We start from the raw sequence: 22,676 nt of genomic DNA, 5'->3' as shown, positions 1-22,676 counted from the left end.
GGGCGGAAAACAGGTATGGCCGACTTTTCCGCTGAATATCTCGCTGTCGTTGCGCTGATCTTCTTCCTGGCAGGAATCGTCAAGGGCGTCACCGGCATGGGCCTGCCGACCGTTTCGATGGGCCTGCTCGGGGCTTTCATGCCGGCCGTCACGGCAGCTTCGCTGCTGATCGTTCCCTCATTCATCACCAATGTCTGGCAACTGTTTTCCGGACCGAGTTTCGGCCGCCTGATCAAACGGCTTTGGCCGATGATGCTTTGCATCGTTGCAGGAACGATCGCCGGCGCATCGCTGCTCACTTCGGGCAACCAGCAATTGGCGACAACCGGGCTCGGCGCCGCACTCGTCGTTTATGCTGCTTCAGTCTTCTAGCGCGTCAACTCTCGGTTCCGGCGCGACTGGAACGCTTCATATCCCCGCTGGTTGGGGCGGCGACCGGAGTGGTGACCGGCGCAACCGGCGTTTTCGTCATTCCAGCCGTGCCTTATCTTCAGGCCCTCGGGCTCGCCAAGGACGATCTGGTGCAGGCGCTTGGCCTTTCCTTCACTGTTTCGACGGTCGCGCTGGCCATCGGCCTGGCCAAGGGCGGTGCACTCCATGCCGGCGGTCTCGGCTTGTCTCTGCTGGCAGTTTTGCCGGCGCTGCTCGGCGTTTGGGCTGGGCAACGCCTGCGTCACCGCATCAGCCCGACAAGCTTTCGCCGCTGGTTCCTGATCTGCCTGTTCCTGCTCGGTCTCGAACTCGCCTTGCGATCAGTCTGGTGAGCATCAGGCGCGGCCGGCAGCGGTGATTTCGTAGGCGACGTTGCGACGCAGCGGGTGACCCTCAGGCAGACCGGGATTGTCGAATTCGCCGATCCTCTTCATGCCGAGGCGCTCCATCAGGCCCCAGGAGGCGCTGTTGGACACCACCGTGAAGCTGACCACGCGGTTCAAGCCGAGCCTGCCGAAAGCATCGTCCAGGACTGTCTGGGCGGCCTCACGGGCAAGCCCTTGACCTTGCCAGGCAGACGACAAGCGCCAGCCGATCTCGACCGCCGGGGTGAAGAATGCTTCGAAGGGAACGTGCATCATCCCGCACAAGCCGATCAGAGCGCCGCTCCGGCGTTCCTCCAGCGCCCAGTAGCCAAAACCATGTTCGGCAAAATGCGCCTCGATACGGCCGAGCATGGCGTCGGAGCCCGCCCGTGTGATGGGCGCGAGGTAGCGCTGGACCGTGGGCTCCACATTGATGGCCGCAAACGGCGCGCGGTCTTCAGGCCGCCATTGGCGCAGGCGCAGGCGTGGGCTGGAGAGTTCCATAGGTTTCCTTTGTTTCTTAAGTTTGCGGCGATGTTGTATCCAGCCATGGGCCTACGTTCGTTCATCTGCCATCACTTGAAAAACGTCGAGAAAGTAGTACTTTCTCTGAAAAAGATGCTACATGGATATGACGATGCGTATGTCCTTCATGACCAGCGCTGCCTTCAATCAAAATCCGAGCAAGGCAAAAAAGCAGGCGGACGAGCGGCCACTGGTTATAACTGACCATGGCGAGGCGAGCTATGTTCTCGTCAGTTACAGCGAGTTCGAGGCCAATTGGCGCAAGCCGAAGACGCTCTACGATGCATTGCGCGATCCTGCGGCTACCGACGGCAAAAGTTTCGAGCCGCCGCGTGTCAGCTTCGACGATCGGACGTTCGAGTTCTGATGGCGTTCCTGCTGGATACGAATGTCATCTCTGCCGCCCGAAGACCGGAAAAGCAGGACATGGCGTTTCAGGATTTCATGCGCAAGTTCGATGTGGAAGAGGGGTTCCTCTCGTCCATTTCGATCATGGAACTGCGTTTTGGCATCCAGCGCGAGATGCGCCGAGATGCAGAATTCGCTCGCGATTTGACGAGATGGCTGAAAGAGATCGTCCTGTCGGAGTTCGCCGATCGTGTCCTGTCCTTCGATATCGCAATTGCCTTGCGCGCCGGAAGCTTACCAACCTCGGAGAAACGGCCAACCGCGGACGCCATGATCGCCGCCACGGCTCTGGAGCACAATTTGCAGGTGGTTACGCGAAACGTCGCCCATTTCGAAATGCTCGGTGCTTCTTGCCTCGATCCTTGGCGGTATGACCCAGGCGGGAAGTAATCGCGAGATTTGAGGTTGCCCTTACACCACGTTGGCCAGCCGCACGAATTCCGCGATGCTCAGCGTCTCGGCGCGGCGCGTGGCGTCGATGCCGACCGTCTCCAGCAGGCGTTCGCCGCCGAGGCTCTTCAGGCTCTGGCGCAGCATCTTGCGGCGCTGCCCGAATGCCGCCTCGGTGACGCGGCCAAGCTTGCGCACGTCGGCGGGCAGCGGTTCGGCGCGGGGAACCAGATGGACCACCGACGACGTGACCTTTGGGGGTGGCGTGAAAGCCTGCGGCGGTACATCGAAGGCGATTTTCGCCTCGGTCCGCCAGCCGGCGAGGATGCCGAGCCGCCCATAGGCGTCGCTGCCGACGGTGGCGACGATGCGCTGGGCCACCTCGCGCTGGAACATCAGGGTCATCGATTCATAGAACGGCGGCCAGCCGGCCGCCGTCAGCCAGCGGATCAAAAGTTCGGTGCCGATATTGTAGGGCAGGTTGGCGACGATCTTCGCCGGCCCGTCCGGCACCAGCGCGGTGAAGTCGGTCTTCATCGCATCGCCCGAGATGATTTCGAGCCGGCCGGGATAATGCGCAGAGATTTCAGCCAGTGCCGCTAGGCAACGCTCGTCGCGCTCAATGGCTACGACTTTCCTGGCGCCGTGCAGAAGCAGGGCGCGGGTAAGGCCGCCCGGGCCTGGGCCGACCTCGATCACCGTATGCTGCGTCAGGTCGCCAGCGGCGCGGGCGATCTTGCCGGTGAGGTTGAGGTCGAGCAGGAAATTCTGGCCGAGCGATTTCTTGGCCGCGAGCCCATGTTGCTCGATGACTTCACGCAGCGGCGGCAGGCCGTCGGCGCTCATGCCGTGACCGCCGCGCGGCTGGACAGGCGGTGCGCCATCTTCAGCGCGGCAATCAGGCTGTCGGGGCGTGCGATGCCCTTGCCGGCGATGTCGAATGCGGTGCCGTGATCGGGCGAAGTGCGCACGAAGGGCAGGCCGAGCGTCACGTTGACAGTTTCGTCGAAGGCGAGCGCCTTGGCCGGGATCAGCGCCTGGTCGTGATACATGCAGATCGCGGCGTCGTAGCCTGCGCGCGCCCGAGCGTGGAACATCGTGTCGGCGGGGCGAGGACCATTGGCATCGATGCCTTCGGCGCGCAGCGTATCGACAGCCGGGCGCACGATCTCCTCATCCTCGCTTCCCATCGCGCCGCCTTCGCCTGCATGCGGGTTGAGCCCGGCGACGGCAAGGCGCGGCCGCGCGATGCCGAAGCGGCTGACGAGGTCGCTTGCGGTGATGTGGGCGGTCGTGACGATGGCGTCGGTGGTAAGCGCCGCCGGCACGTCGGCCAGCGCGATGTGGATGGTTACCGGCACCGCGCGCAAGGTCGGACCGGCCAGCATCATCACCGGGGTGACCGTCTTTCCGGTCTTTTCGGCGGCCAGGTGCGCGAGATATTCGGTGTGGCCGGGAAATCTGAAACCCGCTTCGTATAGCGGCTTCTTGGCGACCGGGCAGGTAACAATGGCGCTCGCGGCGCCCGAAAAGACGTCGGCGACGGCGCGGTCGATCGATTCGACGATGCCGGCGGCATTGGTGCTGTCCGGCCTGCCCAATGTGTTGCCGAAGCGCTCGGTCAGCGGGACGACCGGCAGGGCGTCGGCGAAGACGGCATCGGCGCCCGAGGGCGTCACTTCCCGGATTTTCAGCTCAAGGCCGGTGTTGCGGGCGCGGGCCGCCAGGAGCGCCGGATCAGTCAAGAGATAGAAGGGCGGAACATTCGCCGCGTCGCGCATGCGCCATGCGGCGATGGCGATTTCGGGGGCAATTCCGGACGGATCGCCGGCCGTCAATGCGAGAGGCGGCACGGCTGTCTGGAACCTAGCGCTCGACGATGCGGGCTTTTTTCCGCAGCTCTTCGGTATAGGTCTTGCTGAGCTCGTCCACCTTCTGGTCGCCGCTCTTGTCGTCGCCGTTCAGCACAAGCTGGGCGACACGATCGTCCGAAACTTCGCGGGCGCTGCAAATGCCGATGAATTCCAGACCGCGCTCGGTCTGCCGGACAGGAGTGGCCGAGCCCGTATTGGTTTTCTTGATCGAATCCGCCCATTCAGGCGGCAGCTCCGGCGCAAGCTTGCGGCCGAGGTCACGAACGGTCACGTCGATCAGGCCTTTTGCGAACTGTCGGGTGGAGTCGCAGCCGTTGAAGCGTGAGCGCATGGCTTCCGCTTCCTGCTTGCGTTTGCCGGCGGAGCCCTTGTCCTTCTGCGGGATGACGAAGATGACCTGCTGCAGCATGTATTCCGTAGCCGACGGCTTGGCACCGCCCTGCTGCAGCATCTTGCGCACCACTTCCTGTTCGGTCATGCGTCCGCCGCCGCCGCGGGCGCGCTGGCTCAGAGCCTGGTTCCAGCTCATCTGGGCGCGGATGAAGTCCTTGAAGTGCTGCTTTGTCACCCCGGCCTGCTCAAGGATGCCGTCAAGCCGCTGCAATGGCATCTTGTTGTTGCTGGCGAAGCGAGCGTAGGCGTCGTCAACCTGCTGGTCTGTGACCTTGATGCCGAGGCGCCTCACTTCCGACATGCGCAGCGTCTGTTCGATCATCTGCTCGGAAGCGCTGCCCTTGCCGCGCTGAAGCTTGATGAATGCAGCGCGTCGCTGGATATCGTAGCTGGTGATCGGGACGTCGTTGACCACGTATTTGATTTCGCTGGCGGCGGCCGGAAGAGGCGCGAATACAGGCGCTGCCGTCGCTGCGACGAGCAAAGCAAAGCCAATCGAAACCAGATGTTTCCTGATCAGTTTCATTCCAAATTATCCCCGAGTTCCGCACATCGATGGAACATTGCTCCATGCTCCGCCTATACGGCGAAACGATGTCCTGCGTTTCATCATCAGTTTGAACTGAAAGAACTCGAATCCGTTCCAAAGTCACCGAGAGTGCGGAACGAGATGTTGAACCCGATACTCTGCGATGTATCGCGCGTGAAACGGTCGCGCGTCTCGGACATGGTCAGCGAGAACAGGAAGCACACACCGTCGTCGTAAGTGAAACCTACTGAATCGCGCACCACGGTATCGGCCTCGAAATCATAGGTCGCCGATCCGAATGTCTTCCAGTTTTCGTTGATCTTGGCCGTGGCGCCGAGCGTCATCTCACGCCGGTCGTCAGGGAAGCCGTAAAGCGGCTGCGCTTGGATGAAGGCATATTTCGCGTTCACCGAAAACCGGTCGATGGAGTAGCCAGCCTTCGCTTCGGCGCGCCTGATCTCGAAAGTCTGCTCGTCGAAACGGCCGGAGATCGAAGCGGACAAGCCGCTTGGGCTGGAGAAGCCGGCGAGGCCGACATAGTCGGACGTGTCGGTTTCCAGGCCGGAATAAGCGCCGACATTGACCAGATCGGGCTGCGCGAACGAGTTTTCGCCGGCGAGGTGATAGGACTGGCCAAAAAGCGCGTTGGTCGTCCAGCCGCTCGAATAGCTGCCGGAGTAACGGAAGCCGATATTGGCGCGGGTGCCGCCTTCGATGCGGTCATAGCCGGAGAACTTGTCGCGCTCGAACAGCGAACTGGCGTCGAAGACGAAGCTCTGCGCGTCTTCGTTCGGGATGCCGAGCGAACCGGCGTAGCGCTCGTCCGGGCGGGCGAACAGCTGGGCCATCGGCTCCAGCACGTGGCTGGAACTGGTCGACGAGAACAGCACGGGCCAGCGCAGTTCGAGACCGGCAGTCGCCATGAAGCGGTTGTAGGCGGAGCGAATGTCGGCGGCGACGCCGCTGTAGGCCGGGCCGCCGTGACTGTAGTCGATGCCGTTCAGGGTTCCGGCCATGTTGTTGATGGCCGCGACCGATTCCGACGAGATGTTGCTATGCGCGGCGTCGCCGCGCACGTCGAACATCGGCGTGATGACGATGCCGCCCTCGGTGATGATCGACTTCTTCCACTCGGCCTCCGCCGTCAGGCGGCTGTTGGTGCCCTCGAGGCCGCGCACCGCTGGGGTGCTGGGTATGCTGTCGAGACGCGAGCGGTTGATGACGCGGGCATTGACGTCGAAATTGAGTTCGCCGCCGAACACCGGTTCATCCGGCGTATAGGAGTAGTCGAGCGTCGGCAGCACCCAGGGCTGCTTGTCGTCGCGCGCGGAGGCGCTCTCGTCGAAATATTCTTCCTGGACCTGGAAGCGCATGGCGCGCAGGTCGAAATAGTTCCGCTCATGCAGGCCGGTCAGGTAGACCTGCGACTGCTGCACGAAGTTGGAATAGCCGGGAATGCCATAGGTGTAGGAAAAGTTCTTGTCGGACTGCGCCACGATATCCCAGCCGAAACTCCAGCGGGGATTGATGACGAAGTCGCCCTTCGAACCGATCATGCCGCGAAGCTTGTTGGGATCGGTCGCCGTGCCGGCGTCGACCGTGCCGAACTGGAAGCCGCCCGGATCCTGCTGCGAGATGCCGGCGATGCGCAGATTGTACTGGCCGTTGTTGAAGCGCTGCCGCCACTCCGCCATGCCGAGGAAGCCCTGCTTCGTGTAGTAACGGCCGTGCAACGTCAGGTCGTAGGTGGGCGCCAGCGCGATGTAGAACGGAATGTTGAACCCGACCCCGAGGTCCGACTTGTAGGCGATGCCGGGAATCAGGAAGCCGGTCTTGCGCTTGACCGTCGGATCCGGAACCTCGAGGGCAGGGAAGTAGGCGATGGGATAGCCGAACATTTCGAAGCGCGACTGCTCGAAACGGACCGTCTTGGCCTGGCCGTTCCAGATGATCTTCTTGGCCTTCAGACGCCAGATCGGCGCCTTGTTTGGCTCTTCCTCGCAGGGTGCGCAGGCGGTGTAGACGCCGTTGTTGAAGGTGGTGAGCATGCCGCGTTCGCGCTTGGCGCTCTCGGCGGCGAAATAGGTCTTGTCGACGGTTTCGACGCGCAGCGCGTTGACGAAGCCGTCGGCGAAATCGTCGGTGATGTCGATCTCCTGCGAGAACACCTTGGTGCCTTCGCTGTCGACGAGCGCGACGTCGCCACTGGCGATGAGGCGGCCGGATTTGCGGTCATAGGTGACGCGTTTGGCCACCAGCTTGTTGCCGCCATAGTCGATCTGCACGCCGCCGGCAGCCGTCACCGTATTGGCGTCGTTGTCGTAGACCAGCGTGTCTGCCTCGAGCAGCATCTGAGAATTTGCCGGAATCGACGGAGCTGCAAGCTGGACGTCCTGCGCAGGGGCGGGAGCCGGCGCGAACACGTAAGAAAACACGCATGCCATTGCAGTCGCGCCGAACAGGCGCGCCAGCCGAGCCGACGAGCAAAAATGAGCCCGGGCCACCAACACTAACCGTCCTCCTTGTGGAGCAGGAACGTCACCCCAAAGAACAATGCCACGATCACAGGGAACCAGGCCGCTACAACCGGTGGCACGAATCCCGCAGTTCCGAATGCCTTGACCAGAACCGAGACGACATAAAGCAGAAAGCCCGCGACGACGCCACCCAGAATCATCGTAGCCGACTGTCCCATGCGCGCAAATCTCATCGAAACCGTTGCCGCGATCAAGGTCATGGCGACCAGCAATGGCGGCAGCGCAACGAGCGAATGAAACTGCATGGCGAACGCATTTGCCCTCAATCCAAACGAGCGCGCTATTTCGATCTTAGCGGGTAGTTGGAAAAAGGGAATGGTCTCCGGACGGGCAAGCCGTTCCTGGACGATTTCAGGGCGCAGATTGGTCTTGATTCGCACCGACGGAAGTTTTGTCTCGGTGCTGTCCTTCAGCTCGTTGACCTCGACCAGTTCCCAATAGCCATCGCGCAGGAATGCGCGTTTTGCGTCGAGCCTTCGCGCGATCTCGCCCTCGGCGTCGAACTGGAAGAACACCGCGTCGGAAAGCTCCAGTCCCTGGTTGAGAATGGCGCGGGCACCGATGATGGCGTCGCCCTCGTCGGTCTTCTGGCGGATCCATGGAGCGCCGAATGCGGAGACGGTGTTCGACTGGCCCGAACGGAGCGCGGTTTCTATGTTCTCGGCCCGCGAAAAACCGTAGGCGGCGATTGGATTGAGGATCGCTATGGTGGCGAGGCCGAAGAGCAGGGCGCCGATGCAGGCCGGCAAGAGGAATTGCCATGCCGAGATGCCGGCGGCGCGTGCGATCACCAGCTCATACCTGCGGTTGAGCGAGACCAGTGTCGCCATGGCCGCGAACAGGCCGACGAAGGGCACCACCTGCTGCATCACCATCGGCACCCTGAGCGCCGAGACGGCCAGCGCCAGCTGGACGGTGAAACCGGGCAAGCCGGCCGTGCTGCTCGAAAACTCGGTGAAGTCGATGATGAAGACCAGCGCGAAAATGCCGACGAAGAACCAAAGCGTGATGGTCACGTAGCGGAAGAAGAAATAGCGGCCGAGCGTCCAACCCATCAGAGACGCCCTCGCGTCGAAGGGACGGGGTGCCCGAGCAGGCGATGGCGCAACAGGATCACCCTGTCGCCTATCCTGCGGAAGAGGGCGATCAGGTTCTCAGCCCACGAAATCGGCAGTTCCATCGTGCGCTGCTTATAGATGAACCACACCGATATCGCGGCGAAGAAGATTGGCACGCCATAGACGGCAATGGCGAAAGACGGCGTGTTTTGCGTTTCGTTGGAAACGAAGAAGCCCAGCCAGCGCGCCACCAGCGCGATAACGAGCGACGTCACCAGGGGATGGATGCGCGCTTCCCGGTGGGAGCGGGCGTCACCGGCGACGGCGAGCGCGATGAGTGCGAAAACAAGCGGGTAGATCCATTCGGTAAGGCGCCGGTGCAATTCGGCGCGGAACTGCTGCGGTACTTTCGCATACAGCGGATCGTTGGGATCGGGGTTCAAAAGGAAGCCCAGCGTGCGATCCTTGGCGAACAGAACAACTTGCTGTGCTTCTGATGAAAATGCCGACAGATCAAACGCATAGGAATGGAAGCGGATGATCGACACTTCGGCGCCGACGGCCTTGCGATGGACCACGCCGTCATTCATCAAAAGCACATTCTTGCCGTCGCGCGAAATCACCGCGCCATCCTTGGCGTAGTAAATGAAATCGATGTTCTTATCGCGGGAATCGGCAACAAATATGCTGCCCAGCCGCCCATCCGGCCGCCGCTCGCCGATCTGCACGAAAAGGCCCTCGTCGACCTTGCGGAAGCTGCCTTCCTGCACGACGGTCGAGAGGAAATCGGCCCGCGCCTCCGATACCAGCTCGCGTGCCCGCTGCCGCGCATAAGGGTCGACGCCATTGTCGACGGCAAACGACAGGATGCTGGCGCCGAGCGCCAAAAGCAGGATCGGCCGGATGGTTGTCATGCGCGAACTGCCTGCCGCGCTGATCACCACCAACTCCGAATCGGTGTTCATCATCGACAGCGTCTGGGCAACGGCGATGCTGACGGCGAACGGTACCACCACCGGGATGACGGAAGGCAGGATCAGCGTCGCCAGCTCGAAGAAGGCCATCGCCGACTGGCCACTGGTGGTGACGAAATCGATGCGGCTAAGCACCTGCGTCGTCCAGACGATCGCAAGCGTCCAGAACAAGGCTCCGGCGAAGACCGCGAACGCCCGTCGCAGGATATAGCGCTCGACGACCTTCATCACCTACAAGGTTCCGTAATCACAAATGGTTATGCGCCGCAGTGACGCCAAAAGATAAATTTATCCGCCCAACGGCGGGCGCACAACTGATTCACTTCCGCCCCGGCGAGAAAGGCGCTGGGGTGTCGGTAAAAGTCTCCCCATCATTGGCTAAAAAACGGCCAACAAACGACGTTAACAAACCGTCACCGGCGGCGTTCATCCACATGCGACGGATTTGGCAGCGGCGCTGGATTCCCGCAAATCACGTTTCGGAGAGCGCCAAAGCGTTACTTTAGGGCAGGCCGATTCGGTCTTGCCGTGGCTGCAAAGCCTTGTCATAGCAGTGGAAACGGCCAAACGCCGAGAAACCGGAACCCGCCCGCCCAAGGAATCCTGCATGAGCGCCCGTCCCACGATAAGCTTTGCCAAACTCGCTGCGCCAAAAAAAGGCAGCGTCCTTGTCCTGTCCGCCGAGGGCGCGGGACTGAGCGACACCGGCAAGGCATGCGACCCGGGCAAGGTGCTGGAAAAGGCTTTCGCCATCACCGAATTCACAGGCAAGTCCGGCACATCTGTCGAGATGATCGCGCCGGAAGGCGCCGGTTTTGACCGCCTGGTTGCGCTGGGCGTCGGCGAGGCCTCGTCGATCGACGAATATGGCTGGCTGAAGCTTGGCGGCTCGGTGTTCGCCCAGGTCCGCAAGCCGAACGAGGTCAGCGTCGTGCTTGATATTGCCGGCATCTCGGTAAGCGCAGCCGATGCCGCCAATGTCGCGGCAGGCATTCTGCTGCGCGCCTACGGGTTCGACAAATACAAGACCAAGAAGGACGATGCCGACGCGAAACCGGAGAAGAAGCCGGCGAAATTCACCATTCTCTGCGCTGACCCGACCGCGGCCAAAAAGGCCTTTGCCGAAGTGGAAGGCGTGGTGAACGGCGTCGTGCTTGCCCGCGACCTGGTCAACGAGCCCGCCAACATTCTGGGACCGGTCGAATTGGCGGCCCGTGCGTCCGAGTTGGAAGAGCTTGGCCTCAAGGTCGAGGTGCTGAACGAGAAGGACATGAAGAAGCTCGGCATGGGCGCATTGCTGGGCGTTGCCCAGGGTTCTCCCCGTCCGCCGCGCCTCGTCGTTATGTCGTGGAACGGCGGCAAGGCCAAGGAAAAGCCCGTCGCCTTCATCGGCAAGGGCGTGGTGTTCGACACCGGCGGCAATTCGATCAAGCCGGCCGCCGGCATGGAGGACATGAAAGGCGACATGGGCGGCGCTGCCGCCGTCACCGGCCTGATGCACGCGCTGGCTGCCCGCAAGGCCAAGGTCAACGCGATCGGCATCATCGGCTGCGTTGAAAACAGCGTCGACGGCAATGCGCAGCGGCCGGGCGATATCGTCACCTCGATGTCGGGCCAGACCATCGAAGTGCTGAATACCGACGCCGAAGGTCGCCTCGTGCTCGCCGACGCGCTCTGGTATTGCAATGACAGGTTCCAGCCGAAGTTCATGATCAACCTGGCAACGTTGACCGGTGCGATCATGGTGGCGCTTGGCCAGCATCACGCCGGCCTGTTCTCCAACAATGACGAACTGTCGGAGCGGCTGACTGCCGCGGGTCTGGCGACGCAAGAGCGCCTGTGGCGCATGCCGCTTGGCCCGGATTACGACAAGCTGATCGATTCCAAGAACGCCGACATGAAGAACATCGGCGGCCGTTATGGCGGCTCCATTACGGCGGCTCAGTTCCTCAAGCGCTTCGTTAAGGATACGCCTTGGGCGCATCTCGACATCGCCGGCACAGCGATGGGCTCGCCGTCAAACGAGATCAACCAGTCCTGGGCTTCGGGTTTCGGCGTCCGCCTGCTCGACAGGCTGGTGCGCGACCACTACGAAGGCTGATCCTCGACACGGCGGAACGAGGCGGATGGCCGAAGTCCTGTTCTATCACCTGACCGAATCGACGCTGGAAGATGCGCTGCCGGGGCTGCTGGAGCGCAGCCTGCAGCGCGGCTGGAAGGCCGTGGTGCAGACCGGCACCGAGGAGCGCCGCGACGCGCTCGACGCGCATCTGTGGACGTTTCGCGACGACGCATTCCTGGCCCACGCGACCGACCGCGAGGCGTGGCCGCAGGAGCAGCCGGTGCTTTTGACCACCGAGCCGGAAAACCAGAACGCCGCCGAAATTCGCTTTCTCGTCGATGGCGCCGAGCCGCCGGAGCTTTCCGCCTATGCCCGCGCGGTGTTCATGTTCGACGGTCACGACGCGGCCCAACTGGAGGGCGCGCGCCGGCACTGGAAGGACATGAAGGCGGCCGGTCACGCGGTGACCTATTGGCAGCAGACCCCGGACAAGCGCTGGGAACGCAAGGCCTGAGGGCCTGCGAACATCGAAAGCTCCGAATGCCCGCTGACCTGAGTTTTCCGCGGATCATTGTGATTACAGGCGGCATGGCCGCCGGAAAATCGACCGTTGTCCAGGCGCTTGCCGAGCGTTTGCCGAAAAGCGTCCACCTGCGTGGCGACATCTTTCGCAAGATGGTTGTGGGCGGCCGCAAGGAAATGTCTCCGGACGCGTCGCCGGAAGCCTTGCGGCAACTGGAGTTGCGCTACGATCTGGCTTGCCATACCGCTTTGCAATACGCTGCCGCCGGTTTCCATGTCGTCTATCAGGACGTCATTTTGGGAAAATATCTCGCCCGCGTGGTCGATCGGCTGAAGCCATGCACGACCGGCGTCGTCGTGCTCGACCCCTCGTCGACGGCGCTGGCCAGCCGGGATGCCGCGCGGGCCAAAACCGCGTATGGCGCCTGGACGTCCGAGGCGATGCGCGACCTGCTGCATGCGCAGACGCCAAGGATCGGTTTTTGGGTCGACACGTCGTCACAGACGGTCGGCGAGACGGTCGATGCGATTCTCGCCAATCCCGAAAGCATGCGAGAGCTGGATTTATAACCCCGCAGGTGACCGCGCACCGCTGCCAACCGCGATGGCCCAGGACGGGATGGACCGATTGGACAAGCAGCGGCGTCGCATGGCAGAGAGGGCGGGACGAGACAGGGAGTTTTCGATGCGGGTCCTGTTTTTCCTGATTTTCCTGATCGGCCTGGCTGCTGGCTTCGGGTATCCCTGGGCGGTGCGCAATGTCGGCGGCCATGACCTCGGCACCTGGCATGTCTATGACGCGGTAAAGGGTTATCAGCCGGCGGAAGTGGCGCTCAAATCGGGCGACGCGCCAGTCAATGTCGAGATCGAGATGACGACGCAGGGGACCCCGAACCTGCAAGGCAGCGGCGCCGTGCTGACGCTGGTCGCCGACAGCGGCGGCCGCACCGTGCTTGCGCAGCCGCTCACCTTTGCAACCTCGAAGCCGCGCGACACCAATCCGCAGCTGCAGGAAAAGATCTACCGCGACAGCGCGGGCGTCATCGATACGGTCGAGGATGCATCCTACCGGTTTACGGTCGGTCCGGGCGACGCCGAAGGCGTCACCGTCAAGTCGGCCGAACTGATCCTGCGTTCGCAGACCATGGCTGTCGACAGCCGCGTGCAGCCGATCGGCTTCGCGCTGACGGCAATCGGCTTCATCGGCTTCGTGCTGGCCTTGACCCGGCGCGGCGGCGGAACGCCGTCCAACCCGAATTCGCAACCGCCGCCGAAGCGCTGGGGGCGGGATGCCGCGAGCTGATAGGGCTGCGGCGGTAAACGTCTTTCTCATGGAGCGAAGCTTGGTTCGCTACTGCCGGCACAGGAGGCGGCTCCGACTGGAAGAGCGGTTTTCAGATGATTCCGTGTTTCCTTAGAAGTGCCTGCTCGTCGCCCGAAACCCAGCCGAAAACCTTCGGTTCGCCGTCCAGCTCCTGAATGAGATAATGGACATCGAAATCTATCGCGATATCCGGCTGGTCCTCGCGGGCATAGGTTGCGGTCCAAGCGACATGGGCCACGCAATGGAGTTCATCAATCGGGTACACGCGGACGTCGCGTATCCACATTTCCTTCGTACCTATGTCCCGGTAATGCGCATACCCTTGCGCCATGACTTGCTTGAGCTGGTCGTCATTCTTTCCGGTCATGATCCCGGCGGGAGAGGCCGCGATGAAATCGGAGGCATACAGCGATGCGATCTCATCCATGTCGATGTCGCCGCCGAGAGATCGATTGAAAACACTCTCGTATCGGTCGAATAGCTTCCGTACGCTAGTTTCCATCACCGCTCTCTATGTGCATCTTATGGCCCGAATGGATCGCTAGCGCCCTTTTCGCCAGACATAGGCGAAGCTGACGGGCCAGCCGAGATGCTTCCGCCATTTCGGCTTGGTTTCCAGCCAGTTCTCGTCGACGATGCACTCCAGTGCCTCGACCAGCGTCAGCCCGCTCCCGCAGCCCGCACTGAAATGATCGGCGAAGAGATGGACATGGGTTTGGACTGTGATCGCCTCGCCGTCCGGCCGGTGAAAATGCGTCGGGGTGCCGTTCATGATGAAGAACGGGTGATAGCCGATGATGAGGAACCTGCCGCCGGCTTCGAGCAGCCGCCACGCCTCGCGGTAGACAGGCCCGAGTTCGGCGAGATGCTCGTCAGCCAGCACCAGTGTGCAAAGATCGTAGGCTGATGACGCCAGCGGCGTGGCGGCCACGTCGGCGAGGTGCAGCGTATCATGCGCGCCGGCTCGCTTTGCCAGCGCCAGCATTTCAGGCGTCATGTCGACGCCGTCTATTCCCGCGACGCCCCGGTCCTTCAGCCAGCGCCCGGTGCGGCCAGTGCCGCAGGCAAGATCGGCGGCGCGGCTCGTCGTTACCCAGTCGATCGACTGGATGCGCTGCAGGAGCGGTTGATCCAGGCCTTCCGCGACAGTCGCCTCATAGGTAGCGGCCCATTCGCCATAACCTTCGGCGGCCCCGACAATGGGGTAGCCGCGTTTGTCGAAAATCCGGGAGTCCATCTCTCATTTCCCGCAAGACGAATGTGCTTTTCGCAAGTTTAGCCCAGAAAAAGCAGGCGATCCGCGAATAAAATATGCGTTTTGGTCGACGGGTAGGGCGATCCGATGGGTTCCATCGTCTCAGATTTCGCCGAAGTCGCCGGAGCGTCCCTTGCCGGCGGCGAAGCGCGCCGCGCCCATGGCGCCCTCGGAGCGGAAGGTTTCCGCGCTTTCCCACTCGTTGACCAGCGATTGCGCTGGATCCAGCGACCATTGTTCGAGGGCAGACATGCGGTCGGCGTGCATGCAGGCCTGCGGAAAGCGGGTAAGCTCGCGGGCGAGCCCGAGCGCTGTCTCCAGCGAGGCTCCATCGGGGCAGACCCTGGTGGCGAGCCCGATGGCCAGGCATTCGTCCGCCTCGACCTTGCGGCCGGTGAGGATCAGGTCCATCGCTCGTCCCTGGCCGACGATGCGCGGCAGCCGCACCGTTCCGCCATCGATCAGCGGCACGCCCCAGCGGCGGCAGTAGACGCCCATATAGGCCGACTGCTCCATGACCCTGAGGTCACACCACAGCGCCAGTTCCATGCCGCCAGCCACCGCCGGGCCGGAGATCGCCGCGATCACCGGTTTCGAAAGCAAGAGCCGGGTCGGGCCCATCGGTCCCTTGCGCGGATATTTGATCGGGTTGTCGAAACTGGCGTCGAGCTGATGCTCGGCGAACCACTTGTCGTCTTCGCCGCCTGCAGCGGCCCATTTCAGGTCGAAACCGGCGCTGAAGCTGCCGGGAACGCCGGTCAGGACCGCGACCTTCTGATTGGCATCACGTTCGAAGGCCATGAAGGCGTTGAACATCGCCAGCGCCATGTCGGGGTTGACGGCGTTGCGCGCCTCAGCCCGGTCGATGGTAACGATGGTGATGTCGCCGTCCTTCTCGACCCGGATCGTCATTCAGCCGTTCCCTCCTCATATTCCGCCGAAAGCGCCAGCCACTTTTCCTCGTGGCCGGCGAGCGTATTGGAAAGCTCGGAACGCTCCTTGGCAAGCCGCGTCGCAGTCGACGGGTCTTTTTCATAGAGCGCGGGGTTGGCGAGTTCGTCCTCGATGCCGTCGATGCGCTTGCGGATGCGGTCCATCAGCGCCTCGGTCGCCCGGATTTCCCTGGCGACCGGCTCCATCGCGGCGCGGCGCGCGGCGGCTTCGCGGCGACGGTCGGCCTTGGACGCCTTGTCCTGCTCGCGGCGCTGCCGGCGGTCGCCGGCGTCACCCGTGATCTCGCGCCGGTATTCGGCAAGGTCGTTGTCGTATGATCTTACCGAACCGTCCTTCACCAGCCACAGCCGGTCGACGGTCGCCTCGATCAAATGTGGGTCGTGCGAGATGAGGAGCACCGCACCCGAATAATCGTTCAGCGCGTGCACCAGCGCCTCGCGCGAATCGATATCGAGGTGGTTGGTCGGTTCGTCGAGGATCAACAGGTTCGGCCCGTCGAACGCGGCGAGGCCCATCAGCAGGCGCGCCTTCTCGCCGCCGGAAAGATCTTTCGCCGGCGTCATCATCTTTTCGGTCGCCAGGCCCATCTGGGCGACGCGTGCCCGCACCTTGGCTTCCGGCGCGCCCTGCATCAATGGGCGCACATGCTCGATGGCATTTTCTTCCGGGCGCAGATCGTCGAGCTGGTGCTGGGCAAACATCGCCACTTTCAGGCCGGGCGCGACGGTCATCGAGCCGGTTTGCGCCTTCAGCCGGCTGGAAAGAAGCTTGGCGAAGGTCGACTTGCCGTTGCCGTTGGCGCCAAGGAGCGCGATGCGGTCGTCCTCGTCGATGCGCAGCGTCAACTGCTTCAGGATGGCCTTGCCCGGCTCATAGCCGGTCGAAACGCCGTTCATAGCGATGATCGGCGATGCGACGGTCTTCACCGGCTCGGGAAAGTTGAACGGCTTCACGGTGTCGTTCATGATCGCAGCGATCGGCTTCATCTTCTCCAGCGCCTTCAGGCGCGACTGCGCCTGGCGCGCCTTCGAGGCCTTGGCGCGGAAGCGCTCGACGAAGGATTCCATGTGCTTGCGGGCCGCCTCCTGCTTGATGCGGCTCTTTTCCTGCTGGATCTGCTGCTCTTCGCGCTGCCGGTCGAACTGATCGTAGCCGCCGCGCCAGAAGGTCAGCTTCTGCTGGTCGAGATGCACGATGGACGACACGGCCCGGTTGAGCAGGTCGCGGTCGTGCGAGATCAGAAGCACGGTGTGCGGATATTTGCCGACGTAGTTTTCAAGCCACAGCGTGCCTTCCAGATCGAGATAGTTGGTCGGTTCGTCGAGCAGCAACAGGTCGGGCTCGGCGAACAGCACCGAGGCGAGCGCGACGCGCATGCGCCAGCCGCCGGAAAACGACGAGGCCGGGCGTTTCTGGGCGTCGGCGTCGAAGCCGAGGCCGGCGAGGATGGTGGCTGCGCGCGCCTCCGCCGAATGGGCGTCGATGTCAGCGAGCCGCATGTGGATTTCGGCGATGCGGTGCGCATCGGTCGCGGTCTTTTCTTCTGCGAGAAGTGCTGCGCGTTCAACGTCGGCCTTCAGCACGATGTCGATCAGCGGCTCTTCGGTTCCCGGCGCTTCCTGGGCAACCTGGCCGATGCGGGTGTTCTTGGGCATCGAGATCGTACCGGTCTCGGTGGCGAGATCGCCTGTGATCGCCTTGAACAGGGTGGTCTTGCCGGTTCCGTTGCGGCCGACGAGGCCAGCCTTCGATCCCGCTGGCAGCGTCAGCGACGCGTGATCGAGGAGAAGGCGGCCGGCGATGCGGAGCGAGATGTCGTTGAGGATAAGCATGGCCGGGGCGTTTTGGAGGAGAGTTGCTGATATGGCAAGAGCCACTCTCCAGGGTAGGGTAGGCCGCGCGGTCAGGACGTTCGCCCGAACCGCATCAGGCTGCTGGCCGGCCAGGAAAGCAGAAGGCCCGCATCGCTGCGGGCCTCCCTTGGAACGTGACTAGCGGTTCACTTACCCAGTATCCTGCACAGTTCGACGAGGCCGCGGTCGTAGCCGCCGGAGTTCTCCATCACGTCGACGCAGCGCTTTTTCATCAGCATGGTCTTGCTGTTGGAAAGCCCGGCGACATTGACCCCCGGCGTGCGGTCGGACTCTGCATGCCGAAAACACCGGAGTTGCCGAGGCTGCGGGCGACCACCGTCCCTCGATCATTGGTGCGGGAGTTCGGATTGCCAGGATTGTCGTGGTTGCGGGAGATCGGACCGTCGGGATTGCCTGGATTGCCACCAGGATTACCAGGCCCGCCGGGGTTGCCAGGACCTCCGGGGTTGGTCCGGGTGCCACCGAGGCCGGGCCCTATGCCGATGGATGCGAGACTCCTGCCACCGACATTGGCGCTGACGTTAGCGTTGAGGCCGCCCTGGCCGCCAACCGATGCGGCGGTGCGGGCATCGATAAGACCCCTGTTGCTGACGACAGATATGTCTTTGCCGACTCTGATTCCGCTGGCACCACCTATCGACACCCTCAGCGTCTCACTGACGAGACCTCTGCTGCTGGCGACCGATATATCGTGATTGGCCACGACGCCACCAGGTCCGCCAAGCGAAGCGCCGGCACCGACGCTGGCCAGGCCTCTGCTGCCGCCGACGTTAGCACCGACATCCGCATTGATGCCGCTGGCGCCGCCAACGCTGGCGCGAACGCCGAGCGCTCCGTTGCGGCTGGAGCTGACGGTGATGCCATTGTCGCCGCCGACATTGAGGCCGCGGCCACCGAGGAGGCCGCCACCGAGGAGGCCGCCAACGAGGCCGCCGCTACCGCCGCCGCCGACGCTGCCGCCGCCGAGAAGGCCGCCACCGAGGAGGCCGCCAACGAGGCCGCCGCCACCACCGCCAACGACGCCACCAAGGAGGCCGCCGCCGCCGCTATCGCCAACGACACCGCCAAGGAGGCCGCCGCTGCCGCTGCTGCCAACGACACCGCCGACGATGCCACCGCTGCTGCCGCCGCCGAGAAGGCCGCCCACGAGGCCGCCGCTACCGCCGAGCCCAAGCCCGCCGGTAACGCCGCTCACAGTCTCGCCGACACCGCCAACGACACCGCCAAGGAGGCCGCCGCCGCCAAGGAGGCCGCCACCGCTACCCCCCAGCCCGAGCCCGCCGGCGACGCCGCCGACAGTTTCGCCGACAGCGCCAAGTCCACCGCCTAAGTCGCCGAGGCCGTCACCGCTGCTACCGCAGCCGCAAAGGTCAGTCGCCGAAACCGGCACGCAAAGGGAAAGAATTAGAGCACCACTCGCCAACGTGTTGGCGAACCGCATAATCAACGTTGCCATTACACTCTCCTGTGGTTTCGAGGTGCAACCAACTCGCGAGCCGATTGCACCTTCAACTTACGGGAGAATTAAGCGAAAGTTTCAGAAGAAGTAAAATGTTACATGTAAAATGTAACGGTTACGCAGGTAATTTGCGTAAAAATTTAGAAATTTACTGATGAAAGAGTTTCTTGGTCTGATGAAAGCGAAACAAACTCAGGCGAAATCTCTCCCTTCTTCAGTCCTTTGGAAAAGAAACAGATCAAATTGTATCGATTGATATCCGAGTAAAGTCAGTATCATGTGGGATTGACCTCGATGATGTGTCTGGTGATTGAAGAAATGGCCAAGTGCAGGCGCCAGACGTTGTGAGATGGTGCGCATGTCAGTCATCGTCATATAGGTGAAGCGCCCGCCGAAATCCTTGTCGCCGAGCTGGTTTATCCATTTGACAATGCGATTGTCTTCCGCTTCGCGCGAGGCTTTCAGTCTGGCGAAATCGCTATGGATGATCGCGTCGAGCGCGGCCGGGGCCTCGCCTTCGCCGGTAAAGCGTTTCATCCAGATGCGGTCTGCGACGAGTATATGGTTGAGCGTGCCCATCATGGATTTGAAGAAAGCGCCGGTGTCGCGCGTGAAATCTTCTTCCGGAAGCTGCGCGGCGGCATCATACAGGCGCCTGTTGGCCCAGTGGTTGTAGGCGGCCAACATCATGAAGTGCTTTTTCATTCGTATTGTCTTTGCCATGCGAAACAGGATTGTGGCGTACCAGACGTGCCGGGGAAAAGAAGTCAATGATCATTCTGCTCCAGGCCTCGCAGCCAGCAGTGCTTGACGGGCGGCGATGACGCTTGCCCGGCCACCCGATTGATGAATTTGACGCGCAAGTCGCGCCCGAAACCGGGTTCCGTTCCGGTGAAAATTGCTCTAAAGAGCGCGCCACCTTCCGAAATCTTTATTCCCAAAGGACAAGAGCATGGCGATTGAACGCACCTTTTCGATGATCAAGCCGGACGCAACCAAGCGCAATCTCACGGGCGCCATCACCAAGATGCTCGAGGATGCCGGCCTGCGCGTCGTCGCATCGCGCCGCGTCTGGATGAGCCTGCGCGAAGCCCAGGGTTTCTACGCTGTCCACAAGGATCGCCCCTTCTTCGCCGAACTGACCGAGTTCATGTCGTCTGGCCCGACCATCGTGCAGGTACTGGAAGGCGAGAACGCCATCGCGAAGAACCGCGAAGTGATGGGCGCCACCAATCCAGCCAACGCCGCCGAAGGCACTATTCGCAAGGTGCATGCGCTGTCGATCGGCGAGAATTCTGTGCATGGCTCGGACGCGCCGGAAACCGCCGCCGAAGAAATCGCCTACTGGTTCTCGGGCACCGAAGTCGTCGGCTGAAATCGCGTTTGCGAGGCTCGCCTCGCAATCAAACAAGATGAAAAAAGCCGGGGCGCGAGCTCCGGCTTTTTGCTTGGGCTGCGAACCCCGTGACTCAGCCTGCCTGTGCGAAGCGCAGCAGCGCACGGCCGGCGGCGTCGACGAGATGGAGCTTGCCCGTGCCGTCGAAATGGAAGCCGGCGGCCTTGCTGAGCGCCTCGAAGAACTTTCGCTCCTGGTCCATGATCGCCGGCGGACAGAGCTTGCGGGTCGAGCCGATCTCGCCGATTTGCAGCTTCGTGCCTTTCACCGACGCTGTCGAAAAGTAGTTGTTGCAGGCGCCAATGCCGGAAATCTTGCCGTCGGACCCAATCCGCAAGGTGGATTGCGCGGTATCGATGACGCCGCGCTGCTCGATGTCTTCGGCGAGCCAGGTTCGGTCGAAAATCATGTCCTCCGGCCGTGTCTGCAGCGTCTCCGATTGGTGCACCATCTTCAACAGCAGGCTTTGCGGGCTGCTGGCCGCGCCCGGATCGACCGTATTGCGCATATCGGTGATGAACCAGATCGTGCTGCCGACGGTGATGCGTGCCTGCAGCGCATAGGTCCTGCCGGGTTTGATCCTGTCCGCGTCGAAGGACAGTTTGAACGGGATCGGAACCTGCCCGGCGGGCTTGATGGTCTGCTCGGAGAGGATCCTCGACGCCGCATCGGCAAGCGAAACGTCAAGCAACTGAACGAGGACCGCCGCATCCGGGGGAAGCGCGATGCGCTCGCGATAAAGCACTTCGCCGGCGATCGTCCGCTCGGCTGCCGAAAGGTTTGCCGGTATCGCGGCGAGGCCGATGAGCAGGGGCGCCACACCAAAGAAGATGAACTCGGCAACTCTGCTGATCATCGCTCCACCTCGTTTTTGTGTTTAAGCCTGAAGGAATCAGGTGATTGCGGTGGTTCCGTGGCTGCCGCGGCGATGTCAGGAACGTTTCCAGCGACGGGCGGCGGTTTCGTCCGCTTCCTTCGCATCGACCCAGTTGCCGGCAGTATCGTCGGTACGATGTTCTTTCTTCCAGAAGGGGGCCCGCGACTTCAGGAAATCCATCAGGAAGTTGGCGGCGTCGAAAGCCGCCTGCCGGTGCGCTGAGGCGGTTACCACCAGCACGATGTTCTCACCGGGTTTTATCAGGCCATGGCGGTGAATGGCGGTAAGCCCGGTCAGCGGCCAGCGTTGCATGGCCTCGGCAGCAATGCGCGCGATCTCGGCTTCAGCCATGCCCGGATAATGTTCGAGTTCGAGCGCGGCCAGCGTTCCTGCTTCGTCGCGGCAAAGGCCCGAAAAGGTGACGACCGCGCCGACATCGCCGCGCCCTTGCACCAGCCGGGCGATCTCGGCCGCAATGTCGAAATCCCCGGCCTGGATGCGCACGGTCGGAACGGCGTGCGCGCTCATAGGGTCAGCCTCCGGTCATTGGCGGAAACAGCGCGATCTCGCTCGCTCCGGCAAGGCTTTCGCGATGGTCGACATGTTCCTGGTTGATGGCGACGCGGATCACGTCGGGATACTGCAGCGCATGCTCGTATTCCTCGCCGCGCGATTTCAGCCAGCGCAACAGGTCGGCGACCGTTTTCACGCTTTCGGGCAGCGCCACAATTTCTTCCGGCTTGCCGATGCGCTCGCGGACCCAGGCGAAATAAATGAGCTTGGTCATTGTCTCACTCGTCGACGATGTGCTTCACGCCGGCACGGAAATAATCATAGCCTGTGTAGAGCGTGACGATAGCGGCAATCCACAGAAGCGTGATGCCGATCTGCGTCGTGTAGGGCAGGATTTTGTCACCGGCCGGTCCGGCGAGCAGGAAGCCGATGGCGAACATCTGAATCGTCGTCTTCCACTTCGCCAGTCGGGTCACCGGCACGCTGACCTTGAGCGCGGCCAGATATTCGCGCAATCCCGAAACCAGGATCTCGCGGCACAGGATGATGATCGCCGCCCACAGCGACCAGCCTGCGATGGTGCGGTCCGTGTCGGCGGCGAGCAGCAGCAGGCAGGTCGAAACCAGAAGCTTGTCGGCTATCGGATCGAGCATGCGGCCAATGTTCGAGGTCTGCTGCCAGGCGCGGGCGAAGTAGCCGTCGAAATAGTCGGTGACGCTGGCGGCAAGGAACAGGAACAGCGCCAGCCAGCGTGCGAAATCGCTCGATTGCAGCCGCCCCTCTAGATAGAAGCAGAGCACCACCAGCGGCACGGCGAGAATGCGGCCGTAGGTAAGCATATTGGGGAGGTTGAAGGCGCGTTTTGCCATGATGCCTGCTGCTTTCCTGATCTGCTTACTCAAAACAGGACGCCGGCCCGCCGGTCAATCGCGCGGACGCCATGGACCAATCAAAA

Annotated in this window: 24 protein-coding genes and 1 pseudogene; 8 read left to right on the top strand and 17 right to left on the bottom strand. The window is 62.4% G+C overall.

Annotated features, from left to right (window positions below; translation table 11 throughout):
* Positions 1-15: 15 nt before the first annotated feature.
* Positions 16-764 (top strand): annotated as a pseudogene (locus F3H98_RS22155) (sulfite exporter TauE/SafE family protein).
* Positions 765-767: 3 nt separating this feature from the next.
* Here F3H98_RS22155 and F3H98_RS22150 read toward each other — a convergent pair.
* Positions 768-1,301: a GNAT family N-acetyltransferase gene (locus F3H98_RS22150; protein WP_149762510.1), complete on the bottom strand. Its 534-nt coding sequence runs from the start codon at positions 1,299-1,301 to the stop codon at positions 768-770.
* A gap of 133 nt (positions 1,302-1,434) precedes the next feature.
* Here F3H98_RS22150 and F3H98_RS22145 point away from each other — a divergent pair, with 133 nt between their 5' ends.
* Both F3H98_RS22145 and F3H98_RS22140 read left to right on the top strand, forming a co-directional pair.
* On the top strand, positions 1,435-1,689 hold the full coding sequence (locus tag F3H98_RS22145) for a type II toxin-antitoxin system Phd/YefM family antitoxin (RefSeq protein WP_149762509.1): 255 nt from the start codon (positions 1,435-1,437) through the stop codon (positions 1,687-1,689).
* Positions 1,689-2,120 carry a type II toxin-antitoxin system VapC family toxin gene (locus tag F3H98_RS22140; protein WP_149762508.1) on the top strand — a complete coding sequence of 144 codons (432 nt, stop codon included), beginning with the start codon at positions 1,689-1,691 and terminating at the stop codon, positions 2,118-2,120. Before F3H98_RS22145 ends, F3H98_RS22140 begins: the two co-directional genes overlap by 1 nt.
* Positions 2,121-2,141: 21 nt before the next feature.
* Here F3H98_RS22140 and rsmA read toward each other — a convergent pair whose 3' ends face one another.
* The 6 genes from rsmA to lptF all read right to left on the bottom strand — a co-directional run bounded on the left by rsmA (position 2,142) and on the right by lptF (position 9,713).
* Positions 2,142-2,966, bottom strand: coding sequence for a 16S rRNA (adenine(1518)-N(6)/adenine(1519)-N(6))-dimethyltransferase RsmA (rsmA, locus tag F3H98_RS22135; RefSeq protein ID WP_149762507.1), 825 nt, complete (start codon positions 2,964-2,966; stop codon positions 2,142-2,144).
* A complete protein-coding gene (gene pdxA / locus F3H98_RS22130; RefSeq protein ID WP_149762506.1) occupies positions 2,963-3,973 on the bottom strand; it encodes a 4-hydroxythreonine-4-phosphate dehydrogenase PdxA in 1,011 nt (336 codons plus the stop codon). The genes rsmA and pdxA overlap by 4 nt, the downstream gene beginning before the upstream one ends.
* Positions 3,974-3,986: 13 nt before the next feature.
* Complete coding sequence (locus tag F3H98_RS22125; RefSeq protein ID WP_149762505.1) at positions 3,987-4,913, bottom strand: SurA N-terminal domain-containing protein; 927 nt, start codon at positions 4,911-4,913, stop codon at positions 3,987-3,989.
* 86 nt (positions 4,914-4,999) lie between these two features.
* Positions 5,000-7,360, bottom strand: coding sequence for an LPS-assembly protein LptD (locus F3H98_RS22120; RefSeq protein ID WP_149762504.1), 2,361 nt, complete (start codon positions 7,358-7,360; stop codon positions 5,000-5,002).
* 65 nt (positions 7,361-7,425) lie between these two features.
* Entirely contained in the window at positions 7,426-8,511 is a 1,086-nt protein-coding gene (gene lptG / locus F3H98_RS22115) for an LPS export ABC transporter permease LptG (protein WP_188130520.1), read from the bottom strand.
* On the bottom strand, positions 8,508-9,713 hold the full coding sequence (gene lptF / locus F3H98_RS22110) for an LPS export ABC transporter permease LptF (protein ID WP_149762545.1): 1,206 nt from the start codon (positions 9,711-9,713) through the stop codon (positions 8,508-8,510). Before lptF ends, lptG begins: the two co-directional genes overlap by 4 nt.
* Before the next feature lie 379 nt (positions 9,714-10,092).
* Between lptF and F3H98_RS22105 the strand changes: the two genes are divergently transcribed.
* The 4 genes from F3H98_RS22105 (at position 10,093) to F3H98_RS22090 (ending at position 13,372) form a co-directional block, all read left to right on the top strand.
* A complete protein-coding gene (locus tag F3H98_RS22105) occupies positions 10,093-11,586 on the top strand; it encodes a leucyl aminopeptidase (protein WP_149762502.1) in 1,494 nt (497 codons plus the stop codon).
* A gap of 25 nt (positions 11,587-11,611) precedes the next feature.
* Entirely contained in the window at positions 11,612-12,061 is a 450-nt protein-coding gene (locus tag F3H98_RS22100; protein WP_149762501.1) for a DNA polymerase III subunit chi, read from the top strand.
* Positions 12,062-12,087: 26 nt separating this feature from the next.
* A complete protein-coding gene (locus F3H98_RS22095; RefSeq protein ID WP_149762500.1) occupies positions 12,088-12,639 on the top strand; it encodes an AAA family ATPase in 552 nt (183 codons plus the stop codon).
* 115 nt (positions 12,640-12,754) lie between these two features.
* The gene (locus tag F3H98_RS22090; RefSeq protein ID WP_149762499.1) at positions 12,755-13,372 is read left to right on the top strand and encodes a hypothetical protein; all 618 of its coding nucleotides are present in this window, start codon (positions 12,755-12,757) and stop codon (positions 13,370-13,372) included.
* Positions 13,373-13,463: 91 nt separating this feature from the next.
* Here F3H98_RS22090 and F3H98_RS22085 read toward each other — a convergent pair whose 3' ends face one another.
* The 6 genes from F3H98_RS22085 to F3H98_RS22060 all read right to left on the bottom strand — a co-directional run bounded on the left by F3H98_RS22085 (position 13,464) and on the right by F3H98_RS22060 (position 19,640).
* Positions 13,464-13,895, bottom strand: a complete 432-nt coding sequence (locus tag F3H98_RS22085; RefSeq protein WP_149762498.1) for a nuclear transport factor 2 family protein — start codon at positions 13,893-13,895, stop codon at positions 13,464-13,466.
* Between the two features lie 39 nt (positions 13,896-13,934).
* The gene (locus tag F3H98_RS22080) at positions 13,935-14,630 is read right to left on the bottom strand and encodes a class I SAM-dependent DNA methyltransferase (protein WP_149762497.1); all 696 of its coding nucleotides are present in this window, start codon (positions 14,628-14,630) and stop codon (positions 13,935-13,937) included.
* Between the two features lie 120 nt (positions 14,631-14,750).
* Positions 14,751-15,560, bottom strand: a complete 810-nt coding sequence (locus F3H98_RS22075) for a crotonase/enoyl-CoA hydratase family protein (protein ID WP_149762496.1) — start codon at positions 15,558-15,560, stop codon at positions 14,751-14,753.
* On the bottom strand, positions 15,557-17,434 hold the full coding sequence (locus F3H98_RS22070) for an ABC-F family ATP-binding cassette domain-containing protein (protein WP_149762495.1): 1,878 nt from the start codon (positions 17,432-17,434) through the stop codon (positions 15,557-15,559). The genes F3H98_RS22075 and F3H98_RS22070 overlap by 4 nt, the downstream gene beginning before the upstream one ends.
* A gap of 253 nt (positions 17,435-17,687) precedes the next feature.
* Positions 17,688-18,932, bottom strand: a complete 1,245-nt coding sequence (locus F3H98_RS31220) for a hypothetical protein (protein WP_188130517.1) — start codon at positions 18,930-18,932, stop codon at positions 17,688-17,690.
* A gap of 195 nt (positions 18,933-19,127) precedes the next feature.
* Positions 19,128-19,640: a DinB family protein gene (locus tag F3H98_RS22060; protein ID WP_149762494.1), complete on the bottom strand. Its 513-nt coding sequence runs from the start codon at positions 19,638-19,640 to the stop codon at positions 19,128-19,130.
* 247 nt (positions 19,641-19,887) lie between these two features.
* On the opposite strand from F3H98_RS22060, the gene ndk reads away from it, so the two are divergent.
* Positions 19,888-20,310: a nucleoside-diphosphate kinase gene (gene ndk / locus F3H98_RS22055; protein WP_149762493.1), complete on the top strand. Its 423-nt coding sequence runs from the start codon at positions 19,888-19,890 to the stop codon at positions 20,308-20,310.
* A 94-nt stretch (positions 20,311-20,404) separates the two neighbouring features.
* Here the strand turns inward: ndk and F3H98_RS22050 are convergent, their stop codons facing one another.
* The 4 genes from F3H98_RS22050 to pgsA form a co-directional block, all read right to left on the bottom strand.
* Positions 20,405-21,187 (bottom strand): YbaY family lipoprotein, encoded by a 783-nt coding sequence (locus F3H98_RS22050; protein WP_149762492.1) that lies wholly within the window; start codon positions 21,185-21,187, stop codon positions 20,405-20,407.
* A 75-nt stretch (positions 21,188-21,262) separates the two neighbouring features.
* Positions 21,263-21,736 carry a molybdenum cofactor biosynthesis protein MoaE gene (locus F3H98_RS22045; RefSeq protein ID WP_149762491.1) on the bottom strand — a complete coding sequence of 158 codons (474 nt, stop codon included), beginning with the start codon at positions 21,734-21,736 and terminating at the stop codon, positions 21,263-21,265.
* A gap of 4 nt (positions 21,737-21,740) precedes the next feature.
* Positions 21,741-21,995, bottom strand: coding sequence for a molybdopterin converting factor subunit 1 (moaD, locus tag F3H98_RS22040; protein WP_149762490.1), 255 nt, complete (start codon positions 21,993-21,995; stop codon positions 21,741-21,743).
* A gap of 4 nt (positions 21,996-21,999) precedes the next feature.
* Positions 22,000-22,590, bottom strand: coding sequence for a CDP-diacylglycerol--glycerol-3-phosphate 3-phosphatidyltransferase (pgsA, locus tag F3H98_RS22035; RefSeq protein WP_149762489.1), 591 nt, complete (start codon positions 22,588-22,590; stop codon positions 22,000-22,002).
* Positions 22,591-22,676: the final 86 nt, after the last annotated feature.

It is taken from the genome of Neomesorhizobium albiziae (assembly GCF_900114255.1).
Taxonomy (GTDB): domain Bacteria; phylum Pseudomonadota; class Alphaproteobacteria; order Rhizobiales; family Rhizobiaceae; genus Neomesorhizobium; species Neomesorhizobium albiziae.
This window is presented reverse-complemented; position numbering and strand designations above follow the sequence as displayed.